The 22,510-nt window shown below is 72.5% G+C and carries 25 protein-coding genes; 12 read left to right on the forward strand and 13 right to left on the reverse strand.

All coding sequences use genetic code 11. The features are described from left to right. The first annotated feature begins 7 nt into the window (after window positions 1-7). Entirely contained in the window at window positions 8-1,684 is a 1,677-nt protein-coding gene (locus tag IEX42_RS06820; protein WP_188779105.1) for an acetolactate synthase, read from the forward strand. Between the two features lie 149 nt (window positions 1,685-1,833). On the opposite strand, the gene IEX42_RS06825 is transcribed toward IEX42_RS06820, so the two are convergent. Then, window positions 1,834-2,214, reverse strand: coding sequence for a thioesterase family protein (locus tag IEX42_RS06825; protein WP_188779106.1), 381 nt, complete (start codon window positions 2,212-2,214; stop codon window positions 1,834-1,836). Between the two features lie 91 nt (window positions 2,215-2,305). On the opposite strand from IEX42_RS06825, the gene IEX42_RS18325 reads away from it, so the two are divergent. Together IEX42_RS18325 and IEX42_RS06830 are read left to right on the forward strand one after the other, a co-directional pair. After that, entirely contained in the window at window positions 2,306-2,380 is a 75-nt protein-coding gene (locus IEX42_RS18325) for a 50S ribosomal protein bL37 (RefSeq protein ID WP_369759046.1), read from the forward strand. 82 nt (window positions 2,381-2,462) lie between these two features. Then, complete coding sequence (locus tag IEX42_RS06830; protein WP_188779107.1) at window positions 2,463-2,648, forward strand: hypothetical protein; 186 nt, start codon at window positions 2,463-2,465, stop codon at window positions 2,646-2,648. Between the two features lie 12 nt (window positions 2,649-2,660). Here IEX42_RS06830 and rsrA read toward each other — a convergent pair whose 3' ends face one another. The 4 genes from rsrA to IEX42_RS06850 all read right to left on the reverse strand — a co-directional run bounded on the left by rsrA (window position 2,661) and on the right by IEX42_RS06850 (window position 5,223). Next, window positions 2,661-2,963: a mycothiol system anti-sigma-R factor gene (rsrA, locus tag IEX42_RS06835; protein WP_188779108.1), complete on the reverse strand. Its 303-nt coding sequence runs from the start codon at window positions 2,961-2,963 to the stop codon at window positions 2,661-2,663. Then, window positions 2,963-3,658 carry a sigma-70 family RNA polymerase sigma factor gene (locus IEX42_RS06840; RefSeq protein WP_188779109.1) on the reverse strand — a complete coding sequence of 232 codons (696 nt, stop codon included), beginning with the start codon at window positions 3,656-3,658 and terminating at the stop codon, window positions 2,963-2,965. The genes rsrA and IEX42_RS06840 overlap by 1 nt, the downstream gene beginning before the upstream one ends. A 103-nt stretch (window positions 3,659-3,761) precedes the next feature. Further along, window positions 3,762-4,427 (reverse strand): alpha/beta hydrolase family protein, encoded by a 666-nt coding sequence (locus IEX42_RS06845; protein ID WP_188779110.1) that lies wholly within the window; start codon window positions 4,425-4,427, stop codon window positions 3,762-3,764. Further along, complete coding sequence (locus tag IEX42_RS06850; protein WP_188780969.1) at window positions 4,420-5,223, reverse strand: SOS response-associated peptidase; 804 nt, start codon at window positions 5,221-5,223, stop codon at window positions 4,420-4,422. Before IEX42_RS06850 ends, IEX42_RS06845 begins: the two co-directional genes overlap by 8 nt. Window positions 5,224-5,304: 81 nt before the next feature. On the opposite strand from IEX42_RS06850, the gene IEX42_RS06855 reads away from it, so the two are divergent. Continuing rightward, the gene (locus IEX42_RS06855; protein WP_229660670.1) at window positions 5,305-5,862 is read left to right on the forward strand and encodes a DoxX family protein; all 558 of its coding nucleotides are present in this window, start codon (window positions 5,305-5,307) and stop codon (window positions 5,860-5,862) included. 7 nt (window positions 5,863-5,869) lie between these two features. Here IEX42_RS06855 and IEX42_RS06860 read toward each other — a convergent pair whose 3' ends face one another. Both IEX42_RS06860 and IEX42_RS06865 read right to left on the reverse strand, forming a co-directional pair. After that, window positions 5,870-7,129, reverse strand: coding sequence for an MFS transporter (locus IEX42_RS06860; RefSeq protein WP_229660671.1), 1,260 nt, complete (start codon window positions 7,127-7,129; stop codon window positions 5,870-5,872). Further along, window positions 7,126-7,677, reverse strand: coding sequence for an ArsR/SmtB family transcription factor (locus IEX42_RS06865; RefSeq protein WP_188779111.1), 552 nt, complete (start codon window positions 7,675-7,677; stop codon window positions 7,126-7,128). Before IEX42_RS06865 ends, IEX42_RS06860 begins: the two co-directional genes overlap by 4 nt. Before the next feature lie 53 nt (window positions 7,678-7,730). On the opposite strand from IEX42_RS06865, the gene aroA reads away from it, so the two are divergent. Genes aroA through IEX42_RS06890 form a run of 5 tightly spaced genes read left to right on the forward strand, consistent with a single transcriptional unit; the run spans window position 7,731 to window position 11,836 of the window. Next, window positions 7,731-9,011 carry a 3-phosphoshikimate 1-carboxyvinyltransferase gene (aroA, locus tag IEX42_RS06870; RefSeq protein ID WP_188779112.1) on the forward strand — a complete coding sequence of 427 codons (1,281 nt, stop codon included), beginning with the start codon at window positions 7,731-7,733 and terminating at the stop codon, window positions 9,009-9,011. 7 nt (window positions 9,012-9,018) lie between these two features. Continuing rightward, on the forward strand, window positions 9,019-10,014 hold the full coding sequence (rsgA, locus tag IEX42_RS06875) for a ribosome small subunit-dependent GTPase A (protein WP_229660672.1): 996 nt from the start codon (window positions 9,019-9,021) through the stop codon (window positions 10,012-10,014). Between the two features lie 36 nt (window positions 10,015-10,050). Further along, the gene (locus IEX42_RS06880) at window positions 10,051-10,932 is read left to right on the forward strand and encodes an inositol monophosphatase family protein (protein WP_188779114.1); all 882 of its coding nucleotides are present in this window, start codon (window positions 10,051-10,053) and stop codon (window positions 10,930-10,932) included. A 45-nt stretch (window positions 10,933-10,977) separates the two neighbouring features. Then, on the forward strand, window positions 10,978-11,448 hold the full coding sequence (locus IEX42_RS06885; RefSeq protein ID WP_308422205.1) for a CBS domain-containing protein: 471 nt from the start codon (window positions 10,978-10,980) through the stop codon (window positions 11,446-11,448). A gap of 13 nt (window positions 11,449-11,461) precedes the next feature. Beyond that, window positions 11,462-11,836 (forward strand): FKBP-type peptidyl-prolyl cis-trans isomerase, encoded by a 375-nt coding sequence (locus tag IEX42_RS06890; protein WP_188779115.1) that lies wholly within the window; start codon window positions 11,462-11,464, stop codon window positions 11,834-11,836. A 62-nt stretch (window positions 11,837-11,898) separates the two neighbouring features. Here the strand turns inward: IEX42_RS06890 and IEX42_RS06895 are convergent, their stop codons facing one another. Continuing rightward, window positions 11,899-12,147: an RNA-binding S4 domain-containing protein gene (locus IEX42_RS06895; protein ID WP_188779116.1), complete on the reverse strand. Its 249-nt coding sequence runs from the start codon at window positions 12,145-12,147 to the stop codon at window positions 11,899-11,901. Next, window positions 12,144-13,403, reverse strand: a complete 1,260-nt coding sequence (locus IEX42_RS06900; protein ID WP_229660673.1) for a DUF445 domain-containing protein — start codon at window positions 13,401-13,403, stop codon at window positions 12,144-12,146. The genes IEX42_RS06895 and IEX42_RS06900 overlap by 4 nt, the downstream gene beginning before the upstream one ends. A 154-nt stretch (window positions 13,404-13,557) precedes the next feature. Here IEX42_RS06900 and IEX42_RS06905 point away from each other — a divergent pair, with 154 nt between their 5' ends. From IEX42_RS06905 to IEX42_RS06915, 3 genes are all read left to right on the forward strand, one after another. Further along, window positions 13,558-14,724 (forward strand): acyl-CoA dehydrogenase family protein, encoded by a 1,167-nt coding sequence (locus IEX42_RS06905; RefSeq protein ID WP_188779117.1) that lies wholly within the window; start codon window positions 13,558-13,560, stop codon window positions 14,722-14,724. 9 nt (window positions 14,725-14,733) lie between these two features. Continuing rightward, a complete protein-coding gene (locus IEX42_RS06910; RefSeq protein ID WP_188779118.1) occupies window positions 14,734-15,840 on the forward strand; it encodes an acyl-CoA dehydrogenase family protein in 1,107 nt (368 codons plus the stop codon). Between the two features lie 159 nt (window positions 15,841-15,999). Further along, window positions 16,000-16,596, forward strand: coding sequence for a hypothetical protein (locus IEX42_RS06915; protein ID WP_188779119.1), 597 nt, complete (start codon window positions 16,000-16,002; stop codon window positions 16,594-16,596). A gap of 6 nt (window positions 16,597-16,602) precedes the next feature. Here the strand turns inward: IEX42_RS06915 and IEX42_RS06920 are convergent, their stop codons facing one another. From IEX42_RS06920 to IEX42_RS06935, 4 genes are all read right to left on the reverse strand, one after another. Beyond that, window positions 16,603-18,657 carry a vWA domain-containing protein gene (locus tag IEX42_RS06920; protein ID WP_188779120.1) on the reverse strand — a complete coding sequence of 685 codons (2,055 nt, stop codon included), beginning with the start codon at window positions 18,655-18,657 and terminating at the stop codon, window positions 16,603-16,605. Window positions 18,658-18,660: 3 nt separating this feature from the next. Beyond that, window positions 18,661-20,082 (reverse strand): MoxR family ATPase, encoded by a 1,422-nt coding sequence (locus IEX42_RS06925; protein WP_188779121.1) that lies wholly within the window; start codon window positions 20,080-20,082, stop codon window positions 18,661-18,663. A gap of 64 nt (window positions 20,083-20,146) precedes the next feature. Further along, complete coding sequence (locus IEX42_RS06930) at window positions 20,147-21,628, reverse strand: alkaline phosphatase family protein (protein ID WP_229660674.1); 1,482 nt, start codon at window positions 21,626-21,628, stop codon at window positions 20,147-20,149. Next, window positions 21,625-22,464: an NHL repeat-containing protein gene (locus IEX42_RS06935; RefSeq protein WP_188779122.1), complete on the reverse strand. Its 840-nt coding sequence runs from the start codon at window positions 22,462-22,464 to the stop codon at window positions 21,625-21,627. Before IEX42_RS06935 ends, IEX42_RS06930 begins: the two co-directional genes overlap by 4 nt. Window positions 22,465-22,510 lie beyond the last annotated feature (46 nt).

Genomic DNA, 22,510 nt, shown 5'->3' on the forward strand with positions numbered 1-22,510 from the left:
CGCCTCCATGAGCGACGACAGCAGCACGGACGGCCGGCTGACCGGCCACGCAGGGGCGCACGCGGTCGAGGTGGCCCGGGCGCACGGCGTGGAGACGATGTTCACGCTGTCCGGCGCCCACGTCTTCCCGCTGTACGACGGTGCCGTCAACGCCACGCCCCCGATGCGGATCCTCGACGTGCGGCACGAGCAGACCGCCGCGTTCGCCGCCGAGGCGACCGGCAAGCTGACCCGTACCCCGGGGCTGGCGGTGCTCACCGCGGGCCCCGGCGTCACGAACGGCACCAGCGCGATCGCGCAGGCGCAGTTCGCGGGGTCGCCGATGGTGGTCCTCGGCGGTCGCGCACCACAGAACCGCTGGGGCCAGGGCAGCCTCCAGGAGCTGGACCAGCCGCCGATCATGGCGCCGATCGCCAAGCAGTCGCGCACCGTCCCGACGGCACCCGAGGTGGCGGCGGGCTTCGACGAGGCGTTCACGCTCGCGGGGTCCTCGCACCGCGGGCCGGTGTTCGTCGACGTCCCCATGGACGAGCTGTTCAACGCCGCCGAGGTGGACCGTCCGGCGGCACCGACGCGGACCCGTACGGAGCCCGACGGCGACCGGCTGCGCGACATCGGCCGGCTGCTGGGCGAGGCCCGGCGTCCGGTGCTGATCCTCGGCAGCGACGTGTGGCTCGACGGGGCCGAGGACGCGGCACTCCGGCTCGTCGAGGGACTGGGTGTTCCGACCATCACGAACGGCATGGGTCGCGGTCTGGTACCCGGAGGGCACCCGCTGCTGGTCACCAAGGCGCGCGGCGCCGCGCTCAACGGCGCCGACCTGGTCGTCGTCGTCGGGACGCCGCTGGACTTCCGGCTGGGCTACGGCGTCTTCGGCGGCAAGCAGGAGGGCACGTCGCCCGCGCGGGTCGTCCACGTCGCCGACTCCGACGCCCAGGTGTCGACCCACGCGGCGCTCGCCGCCTCGGCCTCTGGTGACCTGACGCTGGCGCTGGACGGCATCCGCTCGGCGGTGGAGTCGTTGTCCTCACGCCCGGACTGGGCGTCCTGGGTCACCGAGCTGCAGGACTCGGTCAAGGCGGCGGTCGAGCGGGACTCCGCGCTGCTCACCGCGACGGCCGACCCGATCCACCCGGCGCGGATCTACGGCGAGCTGGTGCCGCGGCTCGCCGAGGACGCGGTGGTGATCGGCGACGGCGGCGACTTCGTCTCGTTCGCCGGCAAGTTCGTCGAGCCGCAGCGGCCCGGCGGCTGGCTGGACCCGGGCCCGTACGGGTGCCTCGGCGCCGGCATGGGTGCCGCCATCGCCGCCCGCCTGGTGCGGCCGTCGTCCCAGGTCGTGCTGCTCTACGGCGACGGCGCGGCGGGGATGTCGCTGATGGACGTCGACACCCTCGTCCGGCACGACCTCCCCGTCGTCATGGTCTGCGGCAACAACTCCGCGTGGGCGCTGGAGAAGGGCCCGATGCAGATGCTGTACGGCTACGACGTCGCCGCCGACCTCGCGCCCGCCACGAGGTACGACGAGGTGGTCAAGGCCCTCGGCGGGGCTGGCGAGACGGTGACCGACCCTGCCCAGATCGGTCCGGCGATGGACCGCGCCTTCGCCTCGGGTGTCCCGTACCTCGTCAACGTCATCACCGACGTCGAGGCCGCGTACCCCCGCGCGACCTTCGGCATCTGACTGCCCGGCACCTACCCCGTTGAGTGGTGCCCGCCACCGGGTCGAGTGGCGGGTTCTACCGGGTTCGGCTGCGCCCGGACAGTACGAGGCGCCACTCGAACCCGCAGGACGCACCACTCGACCCGGGAGAACAGACCACTCGACGGGCCTCAGCGCAGGCGGGAGAGGAAGCGGTCGGCCTCGACGACGACGCGGGTGATCTCGCCCGAGCCGACCAGCTTGCCGTCGTCGGTGGCGGCGACGGTGAAGCGGACGAGCCGCCCGTCCACGTGCAGCACGGAGGCCTCGACGTGCAGCGAGCGACCCACGGCGCTGGGGGCGAGGTGCTCGACCTGGACGCGGGTGCCGACGCTGGTCTCGCCGTCGTTGAGCACGTCGGCGAGCGCCGCACAGGTCGCCGCCTCGCACCAGGCGAGCAGGCGTGGGGTGCCGAGCACGGGCAGGCTCCCCGAACCGAGAGCGGCGGCGGTGTCGTCGTCGGCCACCTCGACGTCGAGCGAGGCGGTCAGTCCCTGGGTGATCGCGGCCATCGGGTCAGTGTGGCCGATCCGGCGGCGATTTCGCTGCCGGGCCGCGACCTGGGACGATGGGAGTCGTACGAGGAAGACGAGGAGGTCCGCCATGGGCAAGACCGGCCGCAAGCGCCGCGCTCGCAAGAAGAAGGGCGCCAACCACGGCAAGCGTCCCAACGCCTGATGCAGGCACTCGGACGAACGAAGGGCACGACGCGACTGGCGCGTCGTGCCCTTCGCGCTCTCCCGGGTCCTACGATCCGGCCATGAGCGTCGACCACTCCGGCCCCGGTGACCCCAAGACGGCGATGTGGCTGGCGATCGGCTTCGCGGCCCTCGCGCTCGTGCTGGCCGTCGTGCTGCACAACGTGTTCAGCATCGTGCTGATCGTCTTCGCGGTCGGCGACTTCGCGTACTTCCTGTGGCTGCGGGACCGGATCACGAAGGACTGAGGGCTGCGCCGCTCACTCCTCGGTGATCGTCACGCGCACCTCGCGGATGCTGGTCAGCACCCGCTCGCGCAGCCCGGACGGGGCGACCTCGGTGCAGGAGCGGGAGACCAGGGTCTTCACCGTCCGCTCCAGGTTGTACTTCGCCAGGCACGGCTGGCAGTCCTCGAGGTGCTTCTCGATCTGCCCGCAGTCGGCCTGGTCGAGCTCCTGGTCGATGAAGACGAAGAGTCGGTCGACGACCTCGGAGCAGTCCAGGTCGGTCGGCAGCTCCTGGCCGACCAGGCCGGGAGACTGGAACTCGTCGTGGGACGCCATCACTTCACCCCCTCGGTCGCGGCCGGGGTGAGCAGGTCGTTCTCCCGCACGTAGTCGGTCAGCTTCTCGCGCAGCTGTCGGCGACCGCGGTGCAGCCGGGACATGACCGTGCCGATCGGCGTGCCCATGATCTCGGCGATCTCCTTGTACGGGAACCCCTCGACGTCGGCGAGGTAGACCGCCAGGCGGAAGTCCTCCGGCAGCTCCTGCAGCGCCGTCTTCACCTCCGAGTCGGGCAGGTGCTCCAACGCGTCCGTCTCGGCCGACTTCAGGCCCCCGGAGGTGTGCGACTCCGCCCGGTGCAGCTGCCAGTCCTCGACGTCCTCGGACATCGACTGCTGCGGCTGGCGCTGCTTCTTGCGGTAGTTGTTGATGAAGGTGTTGGTCAGGATTCGGTACAGCCAGGCCTTGAGGTTGGTGCCCGGGCGGTACTGGTGGAAGGACCCGAACGCCTTGGCGAAGGTCTCCTGCACGAGGTCCTCGGCGTCGCTCGGGTTGCGGGTCATCCGCATCGCCGCCGAGTAGAGCTGGTCCAGGAACGGCATCGCGTCGCGCTCGAAGCGCGCCGTCCGGTCGGCGTCGCTCTCGGTCTCGCGGACGTCTCCGTCGCGCTCGACGTCGACGGAGTCGGTCTGGCGGGGCGGGTCGTCGCGCCGCGGACGGCGGGAGGGCTGGGGAGCCTTGGTGTCGGTCATCGCGCTCCAGCCTACTGACGCGGCGCTCAGCGCGCCGTTGTCGATGGCCGCCGGGCGGCTGAGGAGGTCCTGCATGCCTGTCGGAACGTCACTCCCGGCCGGCTCATTCCCCGTCGGCACGGGACAGCATCCGCCCCAGCCACTCGGCGACGGCGGTGGAGAGCAGCGCGAGGTGGTCCGGCCCGTCCCAGCTCTTCAGCACCGCGAAGCCGTGGTCCGCCCCCGGAACGGGTACGACCTCCTGTCCCGCGGGCAGCTCCGGCAGCTCGCCCGGGCCGCCGAACGGGTCGCGCTCCCCCTGCACCACCAGGGTCGGCACGGTGCACCCGAGGAGCTCGTCGGCGCGGCTCTTCTCCGGCCGTTCGGGCGGGTGCAGCGGGAACGCGAGGGCCAGTGCGGCGACGGCACCGAGCGGCCCGGCGCGGCGTACGGCGCACCGGGCGCCGGCCGAGCGCCCGCCCAGCACCAGAGGTCCCTCGAGCGAGAGGTCGGCCACGACCTCGTCGACGACGGTGTCCAGCGCCGCCGGCCGCGGGCCGATCCGCTTGCCCGCCACGGCGAACGGCTGCTGCAGCAGCCGCGTCGTCACCCCTTGGTCCGGCAGGTCGGTCACCAGTCGGACCAGGTCGGCGGAGTCGAGCTTGCCGTTGGCGCCGTGCATGAGCAGCAGATCGCCGTACGAACGGCCCGTCGCGGGCCAGGTGAGCACCCGCGCCGTGCCGTACGGTGTCTCGACCTCGCGGGCACGCGCGCCGCCCGGCTCAGCCACGACCCACCGCGTGGTCGGCGACCTCGGCCGGCACGTCGTCTAACGGCAGCGGCTCGACGAGGTCGGGCCCGTTGTTGGCGACCTGGGAGACCCGCGTGCTGACCGGGTACGCCTCCAGCCGGCCCGGTGCCGCGGGGGTGAGCAGCCCGAGCAGCGTGTCGGTGTCGCCGAGCGTCGGGTCGAGCCATGCGTCGTACCGCTCCGGGTCGAGCATCAGCGGCATCCGCTCGTGGATGCGGCCCAGGGAGTCCTCGGCGGAGGTGGTGAGGACGGTGCAGGTCCAGCGGAACCGCTCGGGGTCGTCGTCCGCGCGCTCGGGGTCGCGCCAGATCTCGTACAGCCCGGCCATCGCCAGCGTGCCGCCGTCCGTGGGACGGATGAAGAACGGCTGCTTCCTCGCCCTGCCCTTGGCGGTGGTCTGGGAGGTCGGGTACCACTCGTAGTAGCCGTCGGCCGGCAGCAGGCAGCGGCGCCGCTCGAACGCACGACGGTAGGCCGGCTTCTCCGCGACCGTCTCCATCCGGGCGTTGATCATCCGGGAGCCGATGCTCGCGTCCTTGGCCCAGAACGGGACCAGCCCCCAGGTCAGCCCGCGCAGCTGACGCTCCTGCGTACGCCCGGTCTCCTCCTCGTCGGTGCCCCGTCCCGGTGGCCGCTCGAGGACGGCGTACACCTCCTTGGTGGGGGCGACGTTCCAGTCCGGCTCGATCCGCGGCAGGTCGGCGGCGGGCACGAGGACGTCGAACTCGTCGGCGAGGTCCTCGGGCTCCTTGCTGGAGGCGTACCGGCCGCACATGGCCTCGACGATAGGCGGGGCCTGGGACAGGGTCGTCACGGATCGGTGCCTGCCGCCCGCGTACGCACAGCGGTGGGTCGCATGAGCGTCGACCCGATGGGGTATCAAGGACCCATGATGATCGCGCGCCGCCTCGCCCGTCCCCTGCTCGCCGCCGGCTTCGTCGTCGGTGGCATCAACGGACTCCGCCACTCCGAGAAGCTGGCCCCGGTGGCCCGCAAGGTCACCGACAAGGTGATCCCGGCAGCCCAGAAGAAGGTGCCGCAGATCCCGAGCGAGCCGGTCACGCTGGTCCGGGTCAACGCCGGGGTGCAGATCGTGGCGGGCCTCGCCCTGGCCACCGGCCGCTTCCCGCGCGCCTCCGCGTCCCTGCTGGCCGCCAGCCTGGTGCCGACCACGGTCGCCGGGCACGCCTTCTGGGAGGAGACCGACCCGGTCGCCAAGAACAACCAGCGCCTGCAGTTCGCCAAGAACCTCTCGATGCTCGGTGGTGCCCTGCTGGCCGCGGTCGACACCGAGGCCCAGCCCAGCGTCGCCTGGCGCGCCCGCCGCGCCGCCAAGGACCTGCGCAAGGAGGCCGGACACATGGGCAAGGACGCGGCGTACGAGGCGCGCCTGGCCGCAGCCAAGGTCGGCTGAGCGGGGCTCACCCCCCGGCCGGGCCCTCACGCAGACTCAGCCGACGGATCGCGGGACTGGCCAGCGGCAGCGCCATCGCGGCGGTCATGGCGGCCCCGAAGACGGCGAACGCCGTGGTCAGGCCGGCGACACCGGTCAGGGCGCCGAAGCCGACCGTGGCCAGCGGCATCAGCGCGTCGTCGCCCAGTCGCTGGATCGAGGCCATCCGGCCCAGGTAGGACTCCTCGACCACCGCGACGAAGGTCGCGCTGAGCAGCACCGAGGCCACCCCCGCGCTCACGCCGATCGCGGAGGCAGCGAACAGCATGACCCATTGCGGGCCGACACCGAGGGCGACGATCGCCACCCCCTGCCCGGCCAGCCAGACGTACGACCACCAGGCCTCGCGCCGGGGCCGCCAGCGCATCGAGACCAGGGCCCCGGCTGCCGCCCCGGCGCCCATGCAGGCCAGGGAGAGTCCGACCGAGCCGGCGCCCCAGCCCTCGCGACTGGCTCGCAGCGCGATGCCGATGCTCTCGGCGGGGAGGACGAACAGGTTCAGCCCCGCCATCGACACCACCAGGGTCCGGGTCAGCGGCGTGGCCCGCAGGTGTCGTACGCCGCCGGCGATGCTGCGCAGCGGCGACTCGGCCGCCGCCCGTCGCAACGGGTAGCGCGGCTTCATCCGCCAGAGAAGGAACGCAGCGAGCGCGGCGAAGGTGACCGCGTCGAGCGCGGCACTTGCTCCCAGACCCCAGGCGGCCACCACCAGACCCCCGGTCGCCGCACCCCCGGTCTCGCCCAGGCGGGAGAGCGTCTGTCCGGCCGCGCCGTAGGCCGGCAGGTCCTCGCGGCGCACGAGCTGGCGCGAGACGGTCATCGCCGACGGGTCGTGGAGGGCGTCGAAGACGCCGAGGACGACGGCGGCCAGCACGAGCACCGTCAGCGACGGAGGGCCGACGAGGACCCGGACGAGGATCGCCAGCAGTACGACCACGCGGCCGAGGTTCGCCGCCGTCATCACCCGTCGGGCGTCGAAGCGGTCCGCCACGACACCGCCGAGCAGCAGGACGAGGGCTCGCGGGACGGTGCCCGCGGCCACGACCGCGCCGGCTGCCGCGGGGCTCGCGACGTGCACGGCGGTCCAGGCCAGCGCGATGGTCCAGATCGAGTCACCGGCCTGGGAGAGCCCCCGCAGCGCCAGCCAGGTGCGCGCCATCGTGTCGCGGCGCAGCGACGGCGGCTCGGTCGGCGCAGTCCTCGGCGCCGGCCTGGTCGGCGTGCTCACGGCCGGCTCGGGAAGCCGTGGCTGAACATGAACACGGGCTCTCGCTCCTGGCCGTCGTCGAGGTCGATGTCGGCCTTCCACTCGGCGACCGTCCGGACGAGGCGTCGCATCAGCTCCTCGAGCTCCACCGCCGTGGCGCGTCCGAGGCTGTCCGTGCTGTACGCCGCCCGCCGCCACGCCTCGGGCGCCGCGGCCTCCCGCCGCTTCCAGTCGGCGAGCTTGGTGAAGTGCCGCTCGGCGTTGAGCCGGTCGGCCACTCGGGCACGGTGCTGGTCCGCGGGGCGGTCGGCGAAGTCGTCCACGGCCCAGCTGAAGGAGGTGGTGCTCGCCCGCCACCAGCTCGTACGGCCGTCGGTCGACAGCTCGGGAGCCCGGACGACCACCTCGACCCGCTCGAGGATCCGCAGGTGGTGGCTGATCGAGCCGATCTGCTCGTCGAGCTCGCGGGCGAGGGTGCCGACCTGCGCGGGCCCGTCGAGGACGAGCCGGTCGACGATGCGCCGGCGTACCGGGTGGTGCACGGCGACGAGGGTGTCGATGGAGACCATGGCGCGACTCTCGCGACGCTCGCGAGATCTCACAAGAGTTCTTGTACATCTCCATGGATAGCCTGCTCCCCGTGACGACCGACCCGTGGCCCGCGCCGTACGCCGCCGCCCCGGTGCGCGCCACGGTGGCGCTGCCGGGGTCGAAGTCGCTGACCAACCGCGAGCTCGTCCTGGCGGCCCTGGCGGACGGCCCGTCGGTCGTGCGCGCCGCGCTGCGATCGCGCGACACCGAGCTGATGGCGGCGGCGCTGACCTCGCTCGGGTCGCCCGTCGACACCTCTGGCGCGGACTGGACGGTGACCCCGGGCCCGTTCCGCGGAGGCGTGGCGGTCGACTGCGGGCTGGCGGGGACGGTGATGCGGTTCGTCCCGCCGGTGGCGGCGCTGAGCGACGGTGAGGTCGCCTTCGACGGCGACCCGCACGCGCGCACGCGCCCGATGGGCGAGGTGCTGGCCGGGCTGCGTTCGCTCGGGGTCGGCGTCAGCGCCGGCGACACGCTGCCGTTCACGGTGCGCGGCACCGGGTCCGTGCGCGGTGGCCGGGTGACGATCGACGCCTCGGCGTCCAGCCAGTTCGTCTCCGCGCTGCTGCTCGCGGGGGCGTCGTACGACGAGGGCGTCGACGTGCTGCACGACGGCAAGCCGGTCCCCTCGCTCCCCCACATCGAGATGACCGTCGCCTGCCTGCGCGGGCACGGCGTCGAGGTCGACGACGCCGAGCCCGACCGGTGGCGGGTGCTGCCCGGCACGGTGCGTGCCCGCGACACCACGGTCGAGCCCGACCTGTCCAACGCCGCCCCCTTCTTGATGCTGGGCATGCTCAGCGGCGGCGCCGTGACCGTCCCCGGCTGGCCGGGCGCGACCACCCAGCCCGGTGACGTGCTGCGCGACCTGCTCGCGCGGATGGGTGCCGAGGTGGTGCTCGACGACGACGGCCTCACCGTCGGCGGTACCGGCACGATCAGCGGCGTCGACGTCGACCTGCACGACGTCGGCGAGCTCGCGCCGGCCGTCGCCGCCCTGTGCGCGCTGGCCGACTCGCCGTCCGTGCTGCGCGGCATCGCGCACATCCGCGGTCACGAGACCGACCGGCTGGCGGCGCTCGCCACCGAGCTGAACGCGCTCGGCGGCGACGTCACCGAGACCGAGGACGGGCTGGCGATCCGACCCGCACCGCTGCACGGCGGCCGCTTCGCGACGTACGCCGACCACCGCATGGCGCACGCCGGCGTCGTCCTCGGTGCCGCCGTCGACGGCGTGCTGGTGGAGGATGTCGCGACGACGAGCAAGACCTTCCCCGGGTTCGCCGAGGTCTGGGCCGGGCTGTTCGGGTGAGCCAGCGGTGAGTCGGCGGACGGGACGCTACGGCGCGGAGGACTACGAGTCGTACGAGCGGCCCCGACGCCGTACCCGACCGCGGACCAAGGAGCGGCCGACGTACGACGACGCCGTGACCGGCCGCGTCGTGACGGTGGACCGCGGTCGCTACACCTGCCTGGTCGAGGACACGCTGGTCACGACGATGAAGTCGCGACCGCTCGGGCGCAAGGGCGTCGTCGTCGGTGACTCGGTGCGCATCGTCGGCGACGTCTCGGGCGACGAGGGGACGCTGGCGCGGATCGTCGAGGTCGAGCAGCGGCGCACCGTGCTGCGTCGTACCGCCGACGACACCGACCCCGTCGAGCGCGTGGTCGTCGCCAACGCCGACCAGCTCGTGGTCGTGGTCGCGCTCGCCGACCCCGAGCCGCGGCTGGGGCTGGTCGACCGCGCGCTCGTGGCGGCGTACGACGCCGGCATGGACCCGCTGCTGTGCCTGACGAAGTCCGACCTGGCGGCACCCGACGACCTCCTGGCGGTGTACGCCCCGCTCGGGGTGCCGTACGTCGTCACGCGCCGCGGCGCCGACGTGACCGCGGTGCGCGAGCGGCTCGACGGCCGGACGAGCGTGCTGCTCGGCCACTCCGGGGTCGGGAAGTCGACCCTGGTGAACGCCCTGGTGCCCGACGCCGACCGGGAGACCGGGTCGGTCAACGCCGTCACCGGCCGCGGCCGGCACACCTCCGTCAGCGCGCTGATGCTCGAGCTCCCCGCCGGCGCCGGGTGGATCGTCGACACCCCCGGCATCCGCTCCTTCGGGCTCGCCCACGTCGACCCCGACGACCTGATCGACGCCTTCCCGGACCTCGCGGCGCTCACCGCCGGGTGCTCGCGCGGGTGCACGCACGCGGCGTCGGAACCGGAGTGCGGGCTGGACGCCGGGGTGCTCGCCGGAGCGGTCGCGGCCGACCGCGTGACGGCGTACCGCCGACTGCTCGCCTCGCGGGAGGCCGCCGCCTGACCGGTCGCGGGAGGTCCCGGCCTTACCCTGTGGCCCATGGCCTCCGCGTTCACCGACGACCTGCGTCTCGCGCACGTGCTCGCCGACGACGCCGACGCGCTCACGATGGAGCGCTTCAAGGCCCTCGACCTGCACGTGATGACGAAGCCGGACCTCACGCCGGTGACCGACGCCGACCAGGCGGTCGAGGCGAGCATCCGGCGCACCCTCTCGCGCGCGCGCACCCGCGACAGCGTGTACGGCGAGGAGGAGGGCGTCACCGGCCCCGCCACGTCCTCCGCCGGCGCCCCGCGGCAGTGGGTCGTCGACCCGATCGACGGCACCAAGAACTTCGTCCGCGGGGTCCCGGTCTGGGCGACCCTGATCGCGCTGGTCGTCGAGGAGGAGGTCAAGGTCGGGCTGGTGTCCGCCCCGGCGCTGAACCGGCGCTGGTGGGCCTCGGTCGGCGACGGGGCGTGGAGCGGCAAGTCGCTGCTGCGCGCGTCGCGCTGCGGGGTCTCCGACGTGAGCCGGCTCGAGGACGCCTCGCTGTCGTACTCCTCCATGGGCGGCTGGGAGGAGCGCGACCGGCTCGAGGACTTCGTGTCCTTGACGCGGCGCTGCTGGCGCACGCGGGCGTACGGCGACTTCTGGTCCTACGTGCTGCTCGCCGAGGGGGCGGTCGACCTGGCCGCCGAGCCCGAGCTGGAGCTGTACGACATGGCGGCGCTGGACGTCATCGTCCGCGAGTCCGGCGGGATGTTCACCTCGCTCGAGGGCACTCCCGGCCCCTTCGGGGGCAACGCGCTGGCCAGCAACGGCCGGCTGCACGACCAGGCGCTGGCGTTCCTCGGCTCGATGCCCGGTCGCGGGCCCGAGCGGGGGACCGAGCAGGAGCCGGGGTCCGTGCACCACCTGGACACGTTCCGCCGCGGCTGAGCCGACGCGCGGCTCTGGTCAGCCCGGACGACCTCCCCTAGTGTCGTGAGTCACACTGCGGGACGAGTCGCTGCGGAGGCCATCATGCAGATCAAGGACGTGCTCGACGCCAAGACCCACACCGGCGCGCTGACGATCGCGCCCGACGCGAGCGTGCGGGACCTGCTCGCCGTCCTCGCCGAGCACAACATCGGCGCACTCGTCGTCTCGGGCGACGGCCGGGCGGTGGCCGGCATCGTCAGCGAGCGCGACGTCGTACGCCACCTGCAGCGCGACGAGACCGTCCTCGACGCCCCGGTGTCCACGATCATGACCACGACGGTCGTCTCGGGCGACGGCGGCGACGACGTCGTCGGTCTGATGCGGCTGATGACCGACCGGCGGATCCGGCACGTGCCCGTGCTCGACGGCGAGCAGCTGGTCGGCGTGATCAGCATCGGCGACGTGGTCAAGCACCGCATCGAGCAGCTGGAGCAGGAGCGGGACCACCTGGAGTCGTACGTCCACCAGACCTGACAGGGTGGGTCCCATGACTGCAGAGAAGCCCGAGATCGAGTTCCCCGGCGGGGAGCCGCCCGCCGACCTGGTGATCACCGACGTCGTCGAGGGCGACGGCGACGAGGCGGTGGCCGGCAAGCGCGTGAGCGTGCACTACGTCGGCGTCGCGTTCAGCACCGGCGAGGAGTTCGACGCCTCGTACAACCGTGGCACGCCGCTGCAGTTCCAGCTCGGCGTCGGCCAGGTCATCGCCGGCTGGGACCAGGGCGTGCAGGGGATGAAGGTCGGCGGTCGTCGCCAGATCGTGATCCCGTCGCACCTGGCGTACGGCGAGCGCGGCGCCGGCGGCGTCATCGCCCCCGGCGAGACGCTGATCTTCGTCTGCGACCTCGTCGCCGTCGGCTGAACCAGCACGACGCGCCATTCGACCCTGTAGGGGGCACCACTCGACCCTGTAGGGGGCACCACTCAACGAGAGACGCGCACCAGGGTGCCGAGCGGGTGGGTGAGGTCGGTGAGGTCGACGACGTCGCCGGGGACCAGCTGCCGGCCGCGGCGCGTCTCGACCTCGCCGTTGACGGTCACGACGCCCTGGCCGAGCAGCTGGCGCGCGTCGGAGCCGTTGTCCACCAGGTCCGCGAGCTTGAGGAACTGGCCCAGGCGGATCGCGTCGTCGCGGATGACGACGTCGCGGGGCTCTGCTGAGGGGGCGCTCACGAGATCAGCTCCGAGAGGGTGTGGATCGCCAGGCCGACCAGGCCGCCGACGATGGTGCCGTTGATCCGGATGAACTGCAGGTCGCGACCGACGTGCAGCTCGATCTTCCCGGCGGCCTCCTTGCCGTCCCAGCGCTCGACGGTCTGGGTGATGATCGCGGTGATCTCGTCGCCGTAGCGCGAGACCGCGAAGACGGCGAGGTCGGCGCCCCAGGTGTCCAGCCTGCTCCGCAGCTCCTCGTCGGCACCCAGGCGTACGCCGAAGGTGCTCAGCTCCTTGACCAGGCGACGGCGCAGCGGCCCGTCGACCTCCTCGAGCGCCTCGATCAGCGCCTTCCGCAGGGCGTTCCACACCGAGACGCTGGAGTCGACCAGCTGTGGCTGCTCCAGGACGCGCCGCTTGAGCCGCTCGGCGCGCTCCTGGGTCCCCGGGTCCGCGAGCAGGTCCTCGGCGAGGTCGGCGAGCAGGCTGTCCAGCGCCTCGCGGGCCGTGTGGTGCGGGTCGGCGCGAATGTCGGCCAGCCACCGCAGCGCCTCGAGGTGCAGCCGGTCGGTGACCGCCTCGTTGAGCCGCGGCGGGCTCCACCACGGCGCCCGCTCCCCCAGCACCTTCGTGAAGGTGTCGTGGTTGCCGGACAGCCAGCGGTGACCCTCCTCGAGCACGAGGTCCACGAACCCGTGGTGGGCGCCGTCGCGGACCACCTCGGCCAGCAGCCGGCCGGCGACGGGGCTCACCGGCTCCTCGATCAGCCGCGGGACGATCACCTCGGTGACGATCGAGGCCACGTCCTCGTCGCGCAGCTGCCGCAGACCGATGGCCAGCAGCGTCGCACCCTCGCGTACGACGGTGTCGGCGTTGGCCTCCTGGCTCAGCCAGGCACCGACCCGGCGCGAGACGTCCGCGGAGGCCAGCCGGTCGCGGATCACCTGCTCCTGCAGGAAGTTGTCGGAGACGAACTCCTCCAGGCTCCGGCCCAGCTCGTCCTTGCGCTTGGGGATCAGCGCCGTGTGCGGGATCGGCAGCCCCATCGGGTGCTTGAACAGCGCCGTCACCGCGAACCAGTCGGCCATCGCGCCGACCATCGAGGCCTCGGCCGCGGCGTTGACGTACCCGACCCAGCCGTCCCGGCCGAGCGTGGCGACGTACACCACGGCGGCGAGCACCAGCAGCGAGACGGCGACGGTGCGCATCTGCCGCAGCCGGGTACGACGCCGGGCGTCGGCCGTCGGGTCCGGCGTGATCAGCGAGATGCTCACCCGGCACACGGTATCCGGCGCCGACCCGGCGCGATCCGTGTCACGCGCGCCGCCGCAGGAGGGTGCCAGGCCGTCGGTACCGGGGAGTAGTTTCTGCCGTGGAGCACGGGCGGACCGTCCGCGCTCCCCCATCCCGTTCCGCCAGGAGGCACCGATGCAGCTGCAGCTGACCGAGGAGGAGCGCGCGTTCCGCGAGGAGATGCGCACCTTCTTCAACGACGAGGTCCCCAAGGAGCTCCGCGACGGCATCGGCCGTGGCGACGAGCAGTTCAAGGAGGCGGTCGTCAAGACCCAGCAGCTGCTCAACGCCAAGGGGCTGGCGGTGCCCTCGTGGCCCGAGGAGTACGGCGGCCAGGACTGGACGCCGCTGCAGAAGCACATCTGGCACGAGGAGATGCAGCTGGCGGGCGTGATCCCGCCGCTGGCCTTCAACGCCAACATGATCGGCCCCGTCATCGCGAACTTCGGCAGTGACGAGATGAAGGAGAAGTTCCTCGCCAAGACGGCGAACCTCGACATCTGGTGGTGCCAGGGCTTCTCCGAGCCCAACGCCGGCTCCGACCTGGCCTCGCTGTCGACCAAGGCCGTGCGCGACGGCGACGACTGGGTGATCAACGGGCAGAAGACCTGGACCACCCTGGGTCAGCACGCCGACTGGATCTTCGTGCTGTGCCGCACCAACCCCGACGTGAAGAAGCAGGCCGGGATCTCGATGATCCTGTGCCCGATGGACGCCGAGGGCGTCACGCTGCGCCCGATCCAGCTGATCGACGGCGGCCACGAGGTCAACGAGGTGTTCTTCGAGGACGTGCGCGTCCCGGCCGAGAACCTCGTCGGCGAGGAGAACGCCGGCTGGACGTACGCCAAGTTCCTCCTCGGCAACGAGCGCGTCGGGGTCGCCCCCGTCGGCGCCACCAAGCGCAACCTGGCCATCGCCAAGGAGAAGGCGCAGGAGACCGGTGCGCTCGACGATCCCGCGCTGCAGGCCACCATCGTCGACCTCGAGAACGAGCTGCTCGCTCTCGAGCTGACCGCGCTGCGCGTCGCTGCCAACTCCGACGGCGGCAAGCCGCACCCGGCCTCGTCGGTGCTCAAGCTCAAGGGCACCGTGCTGCAGCAGGCCGTCTCGGAGCTGCTGGTCGACGTCTTCGGGCCGCTCTCGGTCGGCTCCGGCGCGGCCGATGTGGCCGACGGCTCCGACCTGCCCGCGCTCGCGCGGACGGCGACGCCGACGTACCTCAACCTGCGCAAGGCCTCCATCTACGGCGGCTCCAACGAGGTGCAGCGCCAGATCATCGCCGGCAACATCCTGGGACTGTGAGGAACTGACATGGACTTCCTGCTCGACGACGAACAAGAGGCGCTGCGCGACGCGGTGCGCGGCCTGCTCAAGGGCTACGACGCGGAGAAGCGGCGCCAGGTGACCGACGCCGACCCCGGCTTCGACGAGGCGATGTGGAAGAAGCTCGCCGACATGGGCGTGCTCGGTCTCCCCTTCCCCGAGGACGTCGGCGGCTCCGGCGCCGGCCCGGCCGAGGTGTCGGTGGTGGCCGAGGAGATCGGTCGGGTGATCGCACCCGAGCCGTTCGTGGAGGCCGTGGTCTTCGCCGGCGGCCTCGTGGCTGCGCTCGGCAGCGACGGCCAGAAGAAGGAGATCCTCGGCGGGCTGTCCGCCGGCGAGCTGCTTCCGGCCGTGGCCTGGATGAGCCCCCACGGTGACGACGAGGGCGTCACCGTCGACGGTGACACGCTCACCGGTGTCAAGGAGCCGGTGCTCAACGGCGCTCGTGCCGACGTGCTGCTGGTGCTGGCCGAGGGCGGGCTCTTCGTGGTCAAGGGCGAGGACGTCGACGCCCACGGCGAGCGGACGTCGTACCGCACCGTCGACGGCGGTCGCGCCGCCCGGGTGAGCTTCGACAAGACGCCGGCCACCCCGCTCGGTGACGGGGGCGACGCGCACGACGCCTTCGAGATGCTCGTCGCGATCGCGCGGATCGCGTACGGCCACGAGGCCCTGGGCGCGATGGAGTCCGGGCTGTCGATGACCACCGAGTACCTCAAGACCCGCAAGCAGTTCGGGGTCACGCTGAACACCTTCCAGGCGCTGACCTTCCGGGCCGCCGACATGTACACCTCGGTCGAGCTCACCCGCTCGATCGTCATGTGGGCCACGATGGTGCTCGCCGACGCCGGCGACCCCGCGCTGGTCAAGGACGCCGCCCGCCGCTCCAAGCTGCAGGTCTCCCGGGCCGGTCGTCACATCGGCCAGGAGGCGATCCAGCTGCACGGCGGGATCGGCATGACCATGGAGTACGCCGTCGGGCACATCACCACCCGGCTCACCACGATCGACCACCTCCTCGGGGACGGTCGCGAGCAGGGGCGGGCGCTGCGCGAGAACCTCACGTCGTACGGCGTCGTGGAGCCGCTGCCCTGATCCTCGACCCCTCGTGTGCTGGTGCGGCTGCCCGGGCGACCGCTCCAGCACACGAGCCGGGCGCAGGCTCACCGCGCGCCGGGTTTGTACGGTTCACCGCATGGTGCGAGGATCCGTTTCGCCACTCGCCCCTCGCCCCTCGACGCGGAAGATGACGCCATGACCCGGACCCGCCTGCTCGCTCTCCCGATCGCCGCTGTGGCCCTCAGCGCCGGACTCACCGCGTGCGGCGGCGGTGCCGAGCTGCCGTCGACCAAGGCAGGTGAGGGCTACGACCCCGCCACAGGCCCCGCGATCTCCGGGACCGGCTACGAGATGCACGCCCCGAAGGGCTGGACCGACGTGACGTCGTCCGTGAAGGCCTCCCAGAAGCAGGTCGACCAGGCGTACGCCTCCCCGCAGGCCGTCGACAACTTCAAGCCCAACCTGAACATCATCATCGGCAAGGACGTCGGCAGCGGCACGCCGAGCGACAAGGACTTCGACGAGGGCGAGGAGCAGCTGACCAGCCAGCTGAAGAAGGTCGGCGCCACGAACGTCAAGGTCCAGCCACGGGTGGCGCTCGACGGCGAGACAGCCGTCCACGTCACGGCCAGCGCGTCCGCGAGCGGCGTCGAGTACGTCACCGACCAGTACATCGCCATCCACGACGGCGACGCCTACACGCTGACGTACTCCTTCCCCTCGAGCGCTCAGGAGAAGGAGTCCCAGGACGTCAAGGGACCCTCGCTGGCGTCCTTCGAGTTCACGGACTGAGCGCTCTCACCCGGCCCAGAAGCCGCGGCCACCCGTCCAGTCGCCGAACTGGTCGCGGTACGACCCACCCGGGCGACGCGAGCCGAGGTAGGAGCCGACCACGGCCGCGCCGAGGTCGTCGAGCTCGGGCGCGACGACGGTCCCGTCGACCCGGCGCGCCATCTGGTCGATGAATCGCGCCAGCCCCGGGTCCTCGCCGAGGCGGAAGAACGTCGTCTGGGCGCCGAGCCTGCCGGTGTTGTCCAGCTCCTTGACCGTCTTCGCGATGGTCACCGGGTGCGGCGGGTACGAGAACCACACCTCCCCGTCCGGCTCCAGGTGGGCCGTCGGCTCGCCGTCGGTCACGACCAGCAGCACCGGCTGGGCGTTCGGGTGCTTGCGGAAGTGCCGGTTCGCCAGCAGCAGCGCGTGGTGCAGGTTGGTGCCCTTGTCCCACATCGCGTCGAGTGCGGTGAGGTGCTCGATCGGCATCGTCTCGGCGTAGCGGCCGAAGCCGATCAGCTGCAGCGCGTCGCCGCGGAAGCGCGACCCGATCAGGTGGTGCAGCGCGAGCGCCGTGCGTTTCATCGGCACCCAGCGGCCGTCCATCGCCATCGAGAACGACGTGTCGACCAGCAGCGCGACCGCGGCCTGGGTGCGGGCCTCGGTCTCCAGCACCTCGATGTCGTCCATCTGCAGCCGCACACCGGCGCGGGTGGTCTCGACGTCCTCCCGGGATCCCGCCTCGCGAAGCACGGCGTTGGTGATCGAGCCGGTGACGTCCCACGGCTCGGTGTCGCCGAACTCCCAGGGCCGTGACCCGCCCGTACGATCACCGGCGGCACCGGCCTGGCGCATGTCGCGCGCACCCTGACGCCCCGACATCCGGCGCGCGACGTCCTTGAGCAGGGCCTTCCCGAGCTGCCGCATCGCCTGCGGGGAGAGCCGCAGCTCGCCGTCGGAGGTGCGCTTGAGGTAGCCGGACTGCCGCAGCGCCCGCTCCAGCTCGGCCAGCGCCCGCGCGTCGACCGCGGCGTCCTCGCCGAGCTGGCGCGAGAGCGCATCGAGGTCGACGTCGTCCATCCGCGAGCCGTCGTAGGACTGGGAGAGCTGCTCGGAGAGCGCATCGAGGTCGGCGAGGTCCTGCAGTGCCCCCGTGCCGTCACCGAGGCCGAGTCCCTCCGACCCCTCGAACTGCTCCGACCCGCCCCAGTCCTCGCCCGGCCGCGCATCCTGGAGGTTGCCGTCCAGCCGGGACAGCTGGTCCATCAGCTCCGGCGAGCCGAACGCCTGCGCGGAGAGCTCCATGAGCTCCTGGCGCTGCTCCGGCGTCATCGAGCTCATCATCCGCTGCGCGGCGGCTGCCCGCTTGGCCATCGCGTCGAGCAGCTCGTCGATGTCCTGCGGGTTTTCCGGGAAGAAGTCCCCGTGCTCGTCCATGAACTTCTCGAACTGCTCCGGGGTGTGCTCGCCGCGCGCGTTCGCCTCGAGCATCTCGTTGAGGTCCGAGAGCATCTGCGAGATCCGCTGCCGGTCCTCGTCCGTCGCGCCCGCCATCGCCTCCTTCATGCCCTGGAAGCGCTGGTCGAGCAGCTCACGGCCGAGCAGGTCCTTGATCTCCTCGTACGCCGCCCGCGCCTCCGCGCTCTGCCAGTCGTACGAGGACAGCTCGCTGACCGCGGAGGCGGTGCTGGCCGGCAGGTCGTCCAGCTGCATCTCGCGGAAGGTGCGGTCGTCGTCGTCCATCGTGATGTCGCGGGCCAGCTGGCCGCGCTCGGCGAGCACCGCCTTGTCCAGCAGCTCCTTCACCTCGCGCAGCGTGCCGTCCAGGTTGTGCTGGGAGAGGATCTCCTGGCGTCGCTCGGCGACCCGGCGGGCCAGGTCGTCGGCGCCGCGCTGGTCACGGCCGCCGCGGCGCAGGAACTCCTGCATCGCCCGCTCGGGGGAGTAGCCGGCCATCACGTCCTGACCGATCGCGTCCAGTGCCTCGGCCAGGTCGACCGGCGGCGCGAGCGGGTCCGGGCCGCCGGTGTAGCGGCCGTAGCGGGAGCCGTGGCCCGGGTTGACGGAGTCCTTGGCCATGGCTCAGCCGTAGACCGTCTCGCCGTCGGCGGAGTCCTTGTCGACCTTGCGCGCGAGGTAGAGCCCCTCGAGCGCGAGCTCGATCGCCCCCGCGCGCTCGCCGTCGTTGGTGGCCTCCAGACGCTCGCAGATGTCGTCGTAGAGCTCCGACTCGCCGAGCACGGGCAGCCCAGCCAGGAAGTCGCGGGCGGTGACCTGCTCGCCGGTGCTCACCGACGCCCCGCCCTCGATGGCGTCGACGAGGACGCCGAAGTCCAGCCCGCGCATCGAGCGACGCACGGTCTCGGCGGTCGCCGTGCGCAGCAGGTGGTCGAGGATGTCGCGCTCGCGGCCCTCCTCGCCGGTCTCGAACTCGATCTTGCCGCCCAGCACGTCGACCGCGGTCTCCAGGTCGACCACCCGGGCGACCGCCTGCTCCTCGCCCTGCACGGTCGCGCGGTGCAGCGCCGCGGCGGCGATCGTCTCGGCCCCGGCGATGGAGAAGCGCGCCGAGACCCCCGAGCGCTGGTCGACCGACTGCGACTCGCGCAGCAGGCGGGTGAAGCGGGCCAGGATCTCCACGAGGTACGACGGCACCTGCGCGACCAGGTCCGCCTCCTGGCGGATCACGGCGACCTCGTCGTCGAGCGCGACCGGGTAGTGGGTACGGATCTCGGCGCCGAAGCGGTCCTTGAGCGGGGTGATGATCCGACCGCGGTTGGTGTAGTCCTCGGGGTTCGCCGAGGCGACGACGAGCACGTCCAGCGGGAGCCGGAGGACGTACCCCCGGATCTGGATGTCGCGCTCCTCCATCACGTTGAGCATGGCGACCTGGATCCGCTCGGCCAGGTCGGGCAGCTCGTTGATGGCGACGATGCCGCGGTGGCTGCGCGGGATCAGCCCGAAGTGGATGGTCTCGGGGTCGCCCAGCGAGCGGCCCTCGGCGACCTTCATCGGGTCGACGTCGCCGATCAGGTCGGCGACCGAGGTGTCGGGGGTGGCGAGCTTCTCGGCGTACCGCTCGTCGCGGTGCACCCACGAGACGCGCAGCGCGTCACCGTGCTCGGCGACGGCGGCCTTGGACTGCACCGTGATCGGCTCGTACGGGTGCTCGCCCAGCTCGGAGCCGGAGATCACCGGCGTCCACTCGTCGAGGAGCCCCACCAGGGTGCGCAGCAGCCGGGTCTTCCCCTGCCCGCGCTCGCCGAGGAGCACGACGTCGTGCCCGGCGATCAGCGCTCGCTCCAGCTGCGGGACGACGGTGTTCTCCAGCCCGTGCAGACCGGGCCACGGGTCGACGCCGTCGCGCAGCCGGGAGAGGAGGTTCTCGCGCAGCTCCTGGCGCAGCGTGCGCAGCTCGTGGCCACTGGCGCGCAGCTCGCCGAGGGTGGCGACGGTGGGGCGGGGGGTCGGTGTGCGGGTCGTCTGTGAGGGAGAGGACGTCACCCTTCGACGCTACTCCGGCCCTCCGCACGGACGCGCGCCCCCTGGGGAGGGAGACGAACGCGCCTCAGCCGCGGCCGACCGGGTGGTAGCGCGCCGTCTGCTTCAGCGGGGCGAGCAGCGGCCGGGCACGGGCGGCGGCCGGCAGCGGCGCGGTCGGCGCCGGGTTGTCCCGCGCCTCGCGCTGGGCCCGCACCAGCGAGGCGGTCGCGGCGGCGTAGGTCAGCCGCGGGTCCTTGGGGTACGACGCCGCCGCCCGCGCGAAGCGGAAGGCCGAGGTCAGGTCGCCCACCGTGCGTCGGCGCCAGTCGCTGATCAGCGGCGCGGCGACGCCGAAGCGGCGCTCGAGGAGGCGCAGCAGCGAGGTGTGGTCGAAGGTCTCGGAGGCGACGTACCCGCCCCTGGTCCACGGCGAGACGATGATCGTGGGGACCCGGAAACCGAGCCCGATCGGCACCCCGTCGACGTACTCCCCCGGCGTGCCCGGCGGCGCGACCGGCGGGCGCACGTGGTCGAACTGACCGTCGTTCTCGTCGTAGGTGAGGATGAAGACGGTCTTCTTCCAGACGTCCGGGTTGGCGGCGATCGCGTCGAGCTTGGAGGCGATGTACTGCGCTCCCGCGGCCGGCATCCAGTTCGGGTGCTCGGTCTGTGCCGACGGCGCGACCAGCCAGGAGACCTGGGGCAGCTGGTCGTGCGCCGCGTCGTGCTCGAACCAGCCGGCCGACTTCTTCTCCATCGCGCGCCGGTGGAGCGGGGAGCCCCGCTTGGCGCCGGCGAACTGGCCGAACCACTCCAGCGAGTTGTCGCCGTAGTTGTCCTCCTCCTGGTAGATCCGCCAGCTCACCCCGGCCGCCTCGAGCCGCTCGGGGTAGGTCTGCCAGGTCAGCCGGGGGTCGTCGGCGGACATGTCGTTGTGGTTGGCCGGGTGGCCGTACCTGCCGTCGGGATCGATGAAGCCGGTCCACATGTAGAGCCGGTTCGGGTTGGTCGGCCCGATCACCGAGGAGTGGTAGCCGTCACAGATGGTGAAGTTCTCGGCCAGCGCCCGATGGAACGGGATGTCCTCAGCGTCGAAGTAGCCCATCGTGTTGACGCCCTTGGCCCTGATCCAGGAGTCCAGCGCACCGTCGTTGTACGCCGTGTGCTGGTCCTCCCAGTCGTGCGGCAGCGTCGGGGTGACCTGGGCGCTGGTGGTGGCCGTGTCGTAGCGGAACGGTCGCAGCCGACCGCCGCCCGGGACCGGCTGGTCGAAGACCGAGTGGCCGTCGGGGAGCGTCAGCGCGTCGGGGTCGTCGAACCCCCGGACGCCCGGCATCGTGCCGAAGTAGTGGTCGAACGAGCGGTTCTCCTGCATGAGGATCACCACGTGCTCGATGTCCTCGAGCCGGCCGTGGCGGACCTCGGGCGTGGCCGCCATGGCCCGCTGCAGGTTCAGCGGCAGCCAGGCCGAGCCCGTGATGCCGGCCAGGCTGCCGAGGAACGCGCGGCGGCGGAAGCCGGCGACGGGCCGGTCGGTACGGCCTGCCGCCGCGTCCGCCGGGCTCACCGGGCGCTCCCCTCGACCGGCGCGAACCGGGCGACCCGGTGGCCGCCGGAGTCGGCGACCAGCAGCTCGCCGTCGGCGCTCAGCGCCAGGCCGAGCGGCTGGCGCAGCAGCCCCGCCCCCGAGGTGCCGATCTCCTCGAGGAAGGTGCCGTCGGCGGCGAAGTGCTGCACGAAGCCGTAGTCGGGAACGCTCACCCACACGCTGCCGTCGGGCTCGGCGACGGCGTGCGCGGGGTTGGACATCGCACCGAAGGTGCTCTGCTGACCCTCGCCGTACGTCGCCACCCGCGCGTCGTCGACGTACCTCGTCACGCCTCCGTCGCCGTCGTACTGCCTGCTGGAGGAGACCACCAGCAGCGACCCGTCGGCGCCCACGTGCAGGCCGTGCGGGGTGTGCACGCCGTCGCGCAGCGAGGCGACGACCTCGTCGGCGTCGGGATCGATGCGGGCGACCCGGTTGCCGCCGACGTCCGAGACCAGGACACGGACTCCGGACGCGGTCTCGACAGCCACGCCGCGGGGGCGGACCAGCCGCCCGCGCCCGAGGGTCGCCACGTGCGCACCGGCGAGGTCGAACACCTCGACCCGCTCGAGCGCGGAGTCGACGACGTACGCGCGGCCCTCGGCCACGGACACGTCGCGCGGCTCCGCGAGGCGCCCTCGGCCGACCTCCGCGGCGAGGCGGCGGTGGCGGTCGTAGCGGTGCACGACGCCGGCGAACGTGTCGGCGACCCAGAGGTCGCCGGTCGACGGGTCGAGCGCGAGCCCGGCGGGCGAGGTGAGCGTACGGCCGAGCTGCCCGGCGAAGCGGCGCGTCGGCGGAGCGGTCGTGGGCATGGGTCTCCGTCCCGAGATCAGGTGACCCGCCCATCCTCGACCCGGT

This window comes from Marmoricola endophyticus (genome assembly GCF_014644415.1).
Lineage (GTDB): Bacteria > Actinomycetota > Actinomycetes > Propionibacteriales > Nocardioidaceae > Marmoricola > Marmoricola endophyticus.